Source organism: Synechococcus sp. B60.1 (assembly GCF_047462555.1).
GTDB lineage: Bacteria > Cyanobacteriota > Cyanobacteriia > Thermostichales > Thermostichaceae > Thermostichus.
Genome location: NZ_JANSJN010000056.1, coordinates 8,910 through 18,448 on the forward strand (window position 1 = coordinate 8,910; position 9,539 = coordinate 18,448).

General features: G+C 59.0%; 10 protein-coding genes. 3 read left to right on the forward strand and 7 right to left on the reverse strand.

The window, feature by feature from the left end; translation table 11 throughout:
• From rsfS to NW863_RS07780, 7 genes are all read right to left on the reverse strand, one after another.
• Positions 1-350: ribosome silencing factor (rsfS, locus tag NW863_RS07750; protein ID WP_414365652.1), on the reverse strand; the 350-nt coding region annotated here is incomplete at its 3' end.
• 12 nt (positions 351-362) lie between these two features.
• The gene (gene yqeK, locus NW863_RS07755; RefSeq protein WP_414365653.1) at positions 363-1,004 is read right to left on the reverse strand and encodes a bis(5'-nucleosyl)-tetraphosphatase (symmetrical) YqeK; all 642 of its coding nucleotides are present in this window, start codon (positions 1,002-1,004) and stop codon (positions 363-365) included.
• Positions 997-2,808, reverse strand: coding sequence for a translation elongation factor 4 (gene lepA / locus NW863_RS07760; RefSeq protein WP_414365654.1), 1,812 nt, complete (start codon positions 2,806-2,808; stop codon positions 997-999). The genes yqeK and lepA overlap by 8 nt, the downstream gene beginning before the upstream one ends.
• A 504-nt stretch (positions 2,809-3,312) precedes the next feature.
• Positions 3,313-3,837, reverse strand: a complete 525-nt coding sequence (locus NW863_RS07765; RefSeq protein ID WP_414365655.1) for an NYN domain-containing protein — start codon at positions 3,835-3,837, stop codon at positions 3,313-3,315.
• Between the two features lie 149 nt (positions 3,838-3,986).
• Positions 3,987-4,973 carry a glycine--tRNA ligase subunit alpha gene (gene glyQ, locus NW863_RS07770; protein WP_414365656.1) on the reverse strand — a complete coding sequence of 329 codons (987 nt, stop codon included), beginning with the start codon at positions 4,971-4,973 and terminating at the stop codon, positions 3,987-3,989.
• A 45-nt stretch (positions 4,974-5,018) separates the two neighbouring features.
• On the reverse strand, positions 5,019-5,786 hold the full coding sequence (locus NW863_RS07775; protein ID WP_414365657.1) for a peptidase: 768 nt from the start codon (positions 5,784-5,786) through the stop codon (positions 5,019-5,021).
• A 45-nt stretch (positions 5,787-5,831) separates the two neighbouring features.
• The gene (locus tag NW863_RS07780; protein WP_414365658.1) at positions 5,832-7,262 is read right to left on the reverse strand and encodes a DUF697 domain-containing protein; all 1,431 of its coding nucleotides are present in this window, start codon (positions 7,260-7,262) and stop codon (positions 5,832-5,834) included.
• 189 nt (positions 7,263-7,451) lie between these two features.
• On the opposite strand from NW863_RS07780, the gene NW863_RS07785 reads away from it, so the two are divergent.
• The 3 genes from NW863_RS07785 to NW863_RS07795 form a co-directional block, all read left to right on the forward strand.
• On the forward strand, positions 7,452-7,736 hold the full coding sequence (locus NW863_RS07785) for a DUF427 domain-containing protein (RefSeq protein ID WP_414365659.1): 285 nt from the start codon (positions 7,452-7,454) through the stop codon (positions 7,734-7,736).
• A 119-nt stretch (positions 7,737-7,855) separates the two neighbouring features.
• Positions 7,856-8,374, forward strand: a complete 519-nt coding sequence (locus NW863_RS07790) for a TolB family protein (protein ID WP_414365660.1) — start codon at positions 7,856-7,858, stop codon at positions 8,372-8,374.
• A 44-nt stretch (positions 8,375-8,418) separates the two neighbouring features.
• On the forward strand, positions 8,419-9,539 hold a 1,121-nt coding region (locus NW863_RS07795; protein WP_414365661.1), incomplete at its 3' end, for an LL-diaminopimelate aminotransferase.

Genomic DNA, 9,539 nt, shown 5'->3' on the forward strand with positions numbered 1-9,539 from the left:
ACTCGCTGGGCCTGGATCCAGAAAGATTCTAGGTCGTAGTAGTCTCTTTCCTCCTGCATGAGCACATGGACAATGAGATCGGCATAGTCGATCAGTATCCAGGAGCCTGACTCTTGACCTTCGATGCGGCGCGGACTCTGTTGCCACTCCTCCCAAACCTTTTCCTCAATTGCTCGGGCAATGGCCCGTACTTGCGTAAGCGAGTAGCCACTGATCAAAAGGAAGTAATCCGCCAACGTGGAAATTTGGGATACATCCAGCAAGACAATGTCGCCGCCTTTTTTTTCTTCCGCTGCGCGAGCTGCGGTCAACGCCATGCGATAGATGGGATCCCTGGCACGGGCAGGCATGGGCTGTAGCAACTAAAACCCTCCTGAAACGACTGAGTTGCTTTGGGACATAACCTTCTCTACATCCTTTCTATCTAAAGGATGCAGCAGAAAATGATTCCGAGTCATGAGGGTGCGCGGATGAACCACTTGATTCCGATCTAGCAAAAATTTTAGGCTCAAGTCACAGACTCCCACCACGGTTTTAGACAAATCTACAAAAGCCATCTGCCGCAACCGCTCCAATTCTGGGCTGCTGCCCCGATTCGGCTCCAGAGCATCGGCTACAAAAACCACACAGCTCAATGGATCCATGCCGGGGCGTCCCAGGGTGTGGTTGGCGATGGCCGCCAAGATCTCTGCATCCTGCACCTGAAATCGCTCCCGTGCCAGCAGGGATCCCACCTCGGCGTGGAGAATGTGGGGTTCGGCCCGCTCAATTTCGTCCAGCTCCCGTTCCTGAGCCACCCTTTGCAACAGTTGCTCCGGGGGGAAGGACTTGGCCAAGTCGTGCATCAGCCCTGCCCAAGCAGCTTTTTGCTCATCCAGCCCATAATGGATCGCCAGTTGCCGGGCCATCGCCTCTACCCCCAAAATGTGGCGAAGGCGAGGGGGAGGCACCTGCTCCTGGAGCCAGGCCAACACCTCTTCCCGTCGTAAGACTGGGCTAGTCATTTTGCAACTTCAGCACTGCCATAAACGCCTCTTGGGGCACCTCCACGGTTCCCACCGCCTTCATGCGCTTTTTCCCCTCCTTTTGCTTTTCCAAAAGTTTCCGCTTGCGGGTCACATCCCCCCCGTAGCACTTGGCCAGGACATTTTTGCGCAGGGCAGGAATGGTTTCGCGGGCTATCACCCGAGAGCCAATCGCTGCCTGAATGGGCACCTCAAATTGGTGGCGTGGGATCAGCTCGCGCAGCTTGGCTACTAGAGACCGGCCCACATAAAAAGCTTTGTCCCGATGCACGATTGTGGACAGAGAATCCACCACGTCCCCGTTGATTAGGATGTCCAAACGCACCAGATCGTCGGCGCGGTAACCCACCATTTGGTAATCCATACTGGCGTAGCCGCGGGTGCGAGATTTCAACTGGTCGAAGAAGTCGGTGACCACCTCCGCCAAAGGCAATTCGTACACCAACGTCGTGCGGCCCTGAGCCAGGTACCTCATATCCTTAAAGGTGCCGCGCTTGGTCTCGCACAGCTCCATCACCGTACCAACAAACTCCTCCGGCAGGATTACCTCCACCCGAACAATAGGCTCCTCGATGCTGACGCGCTCGTTAGGAGGAGGCAGCTTGCTGGGGTTATCTACGCGGATGACCGAGCCATCATTGAGGGTAACCTGGTATACCACTGTCGGAGCGGTAATCACCAAATCCAGGTTGTATTCCCGCTCCAGGCGCTCCTGCACCACCTCCATGTGCAACAGGCCCAGGAAACCACAGCGGAAGCCAAAGCCCATGGCAGGGGAAACTTCCGGCTCAAAGTAGAGGGCAGCATCGTTGAGCTTCAGTTTTTCCAGAGCTTCTTTGAGTTCGGCGTATTGATCGGAGTTGCTGGGGAAGAGGCCGCAGAAGACCATCGGCTTGGCTTCTTTGTAGCCCGGCAGAGGTTCAGAGGCCCTGCGATGGACAAGCGTGATAGTATCCCCAACACGGGCGTGCTCGACACTTTTGATGGCGGCGGCAATGTAGCCCACTTCCCCCGCATGGAGAGACTCAACCGGCTCTTGATGGGGGCGCATCACCCCTAGCTCGGTAATTTCGTACTCCCGACCGGAGGCCATGAAGCAGATCTTATCCCCCGTTTTCACCTCCCCATCCATGATGCGCACATAGACAATCACGCCGCGATAGGAGTCGTAGTAGCTATCGAAAATCAAAGCCCGCAAGGGATCCGCCACCGTATCCTGCGGCGGGGGCACCCGCTGCACAATAGCCTCTAGGATCTCTTGGATGCCGATGCCCATTTTGGCAGAAGCCAGGATCGCCCCGCTGCAATCGAGGCCGATCACCTGTTCAATTTCGGCGATGACCCGCTCCGGCTCCGCCCCCGGCAGGTCAATTTTGTTGATGACCGGGATGATTTCCAGGTTGTTCTCCAGGGCCAGATAGACGTTGGCCAGGGTCTGCGCTTCCACACCTTGAGAGGCATCCACCACCAGCAGCGCCCCTTCGCAGGCTGCTAGGGAGCGGGAGACTTCGTAGGTAAAGTCCACGTGCCCCGGCGTATCGATGAGGTTGAGGACATAGTCCTGGCCGTCTTGGGCGCGGTAGTTCATGCGGGCCGCCTGCAGCTTGATGGTGATGCCCCGCTCCCGCTCCAGTTCCATGCTGTCTAGAAGCTGCGGCTTCATCTCGCGGGCTGAAACGGTGCCGGTTTCTTGCAGGAGCCGGTCGGCCAGGGTGGATTTGCCGTGGTCGATGTGGGCGATGATGGAAAAGTTGCGAATGCGGGAGACGGGAACGTCGGTCATAAGAACCTGTCAGGGCAAAGATTTTTTACAATGCTAGCCTCTTTGGCTCTCTGCCCAGGTCAAGGTTGTCCAGAAGTTAACCGGCAAGGAGGAAGATAGAGTCGTTTCAAACCAGATTAAGACACTTTGCCGCCGACCCGCCTTCACCCCCGGCCCCTCTCCCATCCCTCACCCCCGGCCCCTCTCCCAGAGGGAGAGGGGAGTTAGAGCGACAGCATTGCGTAGTAATAACGAGGTGGAGAAGTGTTTCATTGCTATTTGATAATGACTATAACAACCCTTCTGACGGTTGCCAGAGCAACTTAAAGCGGCTGGGACAGCTTTTCCCGGCAACGCCGACTATGGTCGATGTAACGGATGGGGCGCTCGCGTGGCAGCAATCTTACTCAGCAGATTTTCCCTCAAGGCGGAGAAACCAGAAGGAACTCAGATGAGTTGTGGCAACTCCGCCAGGGAGCTGTGGGGCCGGCTCGACAGCAGAGGGATCGGCCCAGAATCTCGGCCTTACTTGTCTAGCTTCTCGATGTAGGGGCGAATGTCGTTGAGGTCGATGTAGCGATCGGTGGCGTTGCGCAGCTCGCGGGCAATCATTCCTTCGGTGGAGACGACGGTAATCAAGGTGTTTTTGGAGCGCAACAGCTCGACGGCCCGCTCAAAATCGCCATCGCCGCTAAACAAGATGATCCTGTCGTATTGCCCAACCGTGTTGAACATATCGATAACGATCTCGATATCCAGGTTGGCCTTCTGGAAGTAGCGGCCGGAGTCTTCGTCTCGATATTCTTTGAGGATCTTGGTGCGCACCGTGAAACCCAAGCTGATCAGAGCATCTCGAAAGGCCCTTTGATCGTTGGGATCCTTGATGCCGGTGTACCAAAATGCGTTGACTAGCTCGACATTGGGCTGTGACCTAACAAAATAATCCAAGACTCGGCGCGGGTCGAAAAACCAGCCATTTTTTTGTTGGGCATAAAACATATTGTTCCCATCGATAAAGATGGAAACCCGCGTGACGGGATGGCGAAACATAAAGATTTTTCCGGGAATATAAGGTGGACTGGTCAGGAAAAGAGGGTGAAAACGAGAGTGACGATTATCCTAAGGTAAGGGGTGGCTATGGTAGGCCAGCGCCTGCTGATGCCAATCCCTCATCATAGCGAAAACAGGGATCTTTTTCCCTAGCCATTAGACCGGGCGCCTTTGGAGATCAGAGTGGGTTCCGGCTGCCCTAGGGCATAGCTGGAGCCGGGGCGATCGGCTTGGCTGACGTACAGCTCTGCCAATTGTCGGGCCAGGTTGCGGATGCGCCCAATGTAGAGGGTGCGCTCGGCCACGGCAATGACGCCGCGGGCATCGAGCAGGTTGAAGGTATGGGAGCACTTGAGCACATAGTCGTAGGCGGGCAGGAGTAGCGACACCGCCAGCCGATCGGGAAGCACCTGTTTCTGCAGCTTCTGCTGCGTGGTTTCAATCAAGCGCTTGGCTTCAGCTTCGTAGAGGCGGAACAGCTCCAGCAGCATCTCGGGATCCGAATACTCGAAGTTGTAGTAGGACTGCTCCACCTCATTTTGGAAATAGATTTGCCCATAGGTAATCCGGCCCAGGGAAGGGTGCTCACTCCAGCAGAGATCGAAAACCGAATCCACCCCCTGCAGGTACATGGCCAGGCGCTCCAGTCCATAGGTAATCTCTACAGAAACCGGGTGGCAATCCTGCCCGCCCACCTGTTGAAAGTAGGTGAACTGGGTTACCTCCATGCCGTCCAGCCACACTTCCCAGCCCACCCCCCAGGCACCCAGGGTAGGGGATTCCCAGTCGTCTTCCACAAAGCGAATGTCATGCTCTGCTGGATTGATGCCCAAAGCCCGCAGGCTGTCTAGGTACACCTCTTGGATGTCGTCGGGGGAAGGCTTGATCAGAACCTGGTACTGAAAGTAGTGCTGCAGGCGGTTGGGATTTTGGCCGTAGCGCCCGTCGGTGGGGCGACGACAAGGTTCGACATAGGCCACCCGCCAGGGATCCGGTCCCAGGGCACGCAAAAACGTGTGGGGGCTCATGGTGCCGGCGCCTTTTTCCAGGTCGTAGGGCTGCAGGATGAGGCAGCCTTGTTCCCCCCAAAACTGCTGCAGGCGAAAGATCAAGTCCTGAAAGGTGTGGGCTGACATGACAAGGGCTGGGTAAAGCTACCCTATCCTACCAATCTCCCCCGCTCAGTCGATCAGCTCTTCTTCTCGATCGGCTGAATCTGAGTAGTCCCACTCGATGGGGGGCATTTGGTCGAAGGCCTGTTTGAGGGCGCTCTCCCAGAGCTTGCGCATCTTGGCCAGGTAGGGATCCCCGGTGCGCAGGCGCAGGCGATGGGTAACTTTGAACTGATTGGCCGGCACCATCACCAGGTCGATGGGGGGGCCGACAGAGATGTTGGACTTCATGGTGGAGTCGATGGAGAGGAGGGCACATTTGGCTGCATCCTCCAGGGGGGTTTCGTAGGAGAGGGTGCGATCCAAGATGGGCTTGCCGTATTTGGTTTCCCCCACCTGCAAAAAAGGCGTTTCTGGGGTGGCCTGGATGCAGTTGCCCTGGCTGTAGATCAAGAAGAGGGCCGGCTCCTCACCGCGGATCTGTCCTCCCAACAGGAAGCTGCACTGGGCGTCGATGCCGTCTTTTTCCAGCCAGGGTCGGTCTTGCTCTTGGATGTGGCGGATTTTGGATCCCAGGTAGCGGGCCACGTCGTAGAGATGGGGCAGGGTGTGGAGATTGGGGCTTTCCTGCTGGCGCAGATCCCGCTGCACTTCCGTTAAAACGCTCTGGGTAATGGACAGGTTGCCGGAGGTGCAAATTAAGATTACCCGTTCTTCGGGCAGGGAAAAGTCGAACAGCTTTTGGTAGGTGGAGACGTAATCGACGCCGGCGTTGGTGCGGGAATCTGCCGCCATCACCAAGCCAGAACGGGTGAGGATGCCAAGACAGTAGGTCATGGGAACGATTGGCTCGGCCTTCTGATTGTAGAGGGTTGTAGAGGGTCAGGAGAGAGCGAATCCAATTTTGTGGCGGATTTCCTCCCGCAGGCGGGCGGTGATCGAGGCTTCGTCCAAATCGGCCAAAATCTGGGCAATGGCAGCTTTGGGCCCCTCTGGCCCCCAACTGGCTCCCTGGGCCAGGTAGCGACGGGCCGCCTCCCCGATGGCGTAGCAGGAAAACCCGGCCAACACCGCCTGGGTCAGGGCCACCGAACCGTAGGCCCCCAGAGAGAGTCCCCCAGCAAAGGGCAGGGATCCCCCCAGCAAGGTTTTCAGGGATCCCAGCCCCAACAGCGCCACCCATTCTCCCGCCCCCAGGCTGAGCATGCTGAGGACGATCTTCTGCAGCAGTTGGGCGGCTCCCGCAGTGCTCATGGGCCAGCCATACAGGCGGGACAAGCGCAGGATGAGAGCAATATCCAGGGCCAGTCCTCCCAAGGTGTCGAGCAGGGTAACGGGGTTGAGGGCAACAGCCAGCGCCTTGGTGCGGGCAGCAGCGGCGATGAGCTCTTGGGCCTGCTGGGCACGGCTTTGCAGCTTGCGCTCAATCACCTGCTGGTTGACGCGATCGGCAAACAGGAGAGCATTGAGGGCCAGCAGGGAACGCCCCTCCCGATGCAAGACTTCCAAGATTTTCAGGCGCAGAGCATCCACTTGGGGGGGGCCGATCTCCATCTCCACGCCAAAGCTGCCATCTGGCCTCTGCACCAGGCGCGGCACCCGCGGCGAGGCCGCCACCATGACAATCTCGTTGGGAGAAAGAAGCTGCCGCACCCGCTCGTTGCGGATCTTGTCGTAGATGGCCTGGCGATCCGCCTCTGGGTACTGGTCGATTTTGTTGAACACCAGCAGCATGGGCTTGCCCGCCTCCCGCAGCGTCGCTAGGGCCTCAAACTCCACCCGCGTCAGATCCCCGCAGACAACAAACAGGATCAGATCCGACCGCTGCGCCACCTCTTGGGCCAGCCGCGCCCGCTCCTCGCCGTCCACCTCATCGAGGCCGGGAGTGTCGATCAGCTCCAGACGGGATCCCTGCCAGTGGCTGACCTGAACCGACTGCACCGAGGCCGGCAGCAGGCGGGATCCCTGCAGGGCTGCTGCAGCCAAGGGGGGTTGGGGACGGGTTTCCCAACTGATGTTCCAAACGGCAGCTCGATGGGTACGGGTGACGCCATGGGTTGGCCCCGTCTCGAACACCGGCTCGCCCAACAGGGCATTGAGCAGGGAGGACTTGCCCCGCCCCACCAGGCCAAAGGCGGCGATGTGGATGACCTCGGTTTCTAGCTTGTCCAAGAGCGCTTGCAAGTTCTCCAGCTCCCTCTCTAGGCCCACGATCTCTTGGGGGCGCAGATCCAGTTGGGCCACCCACTGGCGCAGGCTGCGCTTGGCTTGCTGGTAGTTGAGGTCATCTTCTAGGGTGTTGCGGCGAGCCATGGCCGTAGCGCTCAATAGCAGTGGAGAACAGCCCAGCGGGGGCGGGTGTCAACCCTCAACGACAACGATCGACGACAGGCAGAAAAGCTAATCTCAAAGAAAGGCAGTTGGCCTTGCCGAGATCTGCAACTTCAAAAATAACGTTAAAACTAACGTTGAGAACCGAGAGTTCGCGACAGGAGGTTTTTCATGCCCAGGGCCATCTGGAACGGGGTGGTGGTGGCGGAGACCGACCGCTACGAAACCGTGGAAGGCAACATCTATTTTCCGCCGGAATCTTTGCGGCGGGAATACTTTCAGCCCAGCTCCACCCACACCACCTGCCCCTGGAAAGGACAAGCCAGCTACTACACCCTCGTGGTCAACGGCCAGGAGAACAAAGATGCCGCCTGGTACTACCCGGATCCCAAGCCGGCGGCGGCCAACATCCGCGGCTACGTGGCCTTCTGGAAGGGCGTCAAGGTAGAACCCTAGCCGAGCCGAGTTGCCAACTGAGTATGATGGAGAAAAGTTGGAGGGGCAAGGCGATGCTGACCGATGGCCAGATCCCAGGCAGCCCAACCCGCTGGGCAAGCAGGTTGTGTTGGGCCGGATTGAGCCTCCTGTTGCTAGGTTGTGGCCCAGCAGGATTTCGCACGCCGCGCCCCACGCTCACCGGCAGCGGCCTCAACAGCATTTTCCCTGATGGGGAGCCTGCTTTCAGTGGCGATGGTCGCTACCTGGTGTTTTCCTCTGCCCGCAGCGGCAGCCAGGACATTTTTCTCTACGACACGGTGGAACAGCGGCTGGTGGACTTGCCCGGTCTGAATTCCAGCGATGTGGCCGCCACCTCGCCGGATATCAGCGCCGACGGTCGCTACATCGTCTATGTCTCCAATGCGCTGGGCAAGTCGGAGATTTTTCTCTACGACCGGCAAACCCGCCGCGTTGAGAATATCAGCAGCCGGGTGCCGGGGGATGTGCGCAACCCCACCATCAGTGGCGATGGCCGCTTTATCGCCTTTGAGAGCAACGGTCGTGGCCAGTGGCACATCGAGATTTTCGACCGCGGCCCGGCGGCGGCCACGCAGCCCTCTTTACCCGCCTCTTCCAACGCTGGCGATAACCCCTAGAGGGATCCCCCAGCTAGGATAGACTCCACACCAAGAGCTGTTGCATGGTTCTTTCTCTGGCCCAGCGACTTCACCCTCTCCGCTCCAATGTCTTCGACCAAGTGGATCAGGCGAAGTGGGAGGCCCGCCGCTCCGGCTTGGATGTCATCGACCTGTCTCTGGGATCCTCAGACCTGCCCCCGCCTCCCGAAGCTCTAGCAGCCATTCAATCGGCTTTGTCGGATCCCACCACCTACGGCTACACCCTATTTCACGACACGGCTGATTTCCGCGCCGCCTGTGCCAAGTGGTACCTGAGGAAGTTCGGCCTGGAGATCGACCCGGAAACGGAGGTGCTGCCGCTGATCGGATCCCAGCAGGGAACGGCCCTTCTACCGCTGGCCCTGCTCAATCCCGGGGATATTGCTTTGGTTACCGACCCCAGCTACCCCTCCCATGTGGGCGGGATCCATCTGGCGGGGGGGATCCCGTACTACCTGCCTCTACGGGTGGGAAACCGCTTCCTGCCCCAGTGGGACGAGATCCCGGCGGAGGTCTGTCGCCAGGCACGCCTCTTGGTGCTGAGCTATCCCCACAACCCCACCACCGCCACCGTCACCCCGGAGTTTTGGCAGGAAGCGCTGCAATTTTGTCGGCAGCACGACATCATCCTGGCCCATGACTTTCCCTATGTGGACTGGCGTTTCGACGGCCAGGTGGCTCCCTCGGCGCTGCAGGCGGATCCGGACAAGACCCGCACCATCGAGTTCTTTTCCCTCTCTAAGTCCTATCACATGGGGGGGTTCCGGGTGGCCTATGCCATCGGCAGCCGCGAGCTGATCCGAGCTTTGCGCCTGGTGAAGTCCACCATTGACTTCCACCCCTACCAGGGCATTCTGCGGGGGGCGGCGGCGGCCTTGGCGGCTCCCGATAGCTTTTTGGATCACTGGCGGCAGGTGTACCGCGAGCGGCGGGATATCGCCGTGGCGGCTCTGCACCGCATCGGCTGGCCCGTGCCCCTGCCGGAGGCCACCATGTACCTGTGGGCGCCTTTGCCGGAGCCCTACCGTGGTTCCTCGGCCCAGTTTTGTCTAGACTTGGTACGGGCCACAGGCGTTGCCCTGTCGCCAGGCTCTGGCTTTGGCCCCAGTGGCGAAGGCTATGTCCGCTTTGCCCTGGTGGCGGA

Coding starts and splice junctions, on each gene's coding strand:
- yqeK (WP_414365653.1), bottom strand. CDS start 1,004: ATGACTAGCCCAGTCTTACGACGGGAAGAGGTGTTGGCCTGGCTCCAG.
- lepA (WP_414365654.1), bottom strand. CDS start 2,808: ATGACCGACGTTCCCGTCTCCCGCATTCGCAACTTTTCCATCATCGCC.
- NW863_RS07765 (WP_414365655.1), bottom strand. CDS start 3,837: ATGTTTCGCCATCCCGTCACGCGGGTTTCCATCTTTATCGATGGGAAC.
- glyQ (WP_414365656.1), bottom strand. CDS start 4,973: ATGTCAGCCCACACCTTTCAGGACTTGATCTTTCGCCTGCAGCAGTTT.
- NW863_RS07775 (WP_414365657.1), bottom strand. CDS start 5,786: ATGACCTACTGTCTTGGCATCCTCACCCGTTCTGGCTTGGTGATGGCG.
- NW863_RS07780 (WP_414365658.1), bottom strand. CDS start 7,262: ATGGCTCGCCGCAACACCCTAGAAGATGACCTCAACTACCAGCAAGCC.
- NW863_RS07785 (WP_414365659.1), top strand. CDS start 7,452: ATGCCCAGGGCCATCTGGAACGGGGTGGTGGTGGCGGAGACCGACCGC.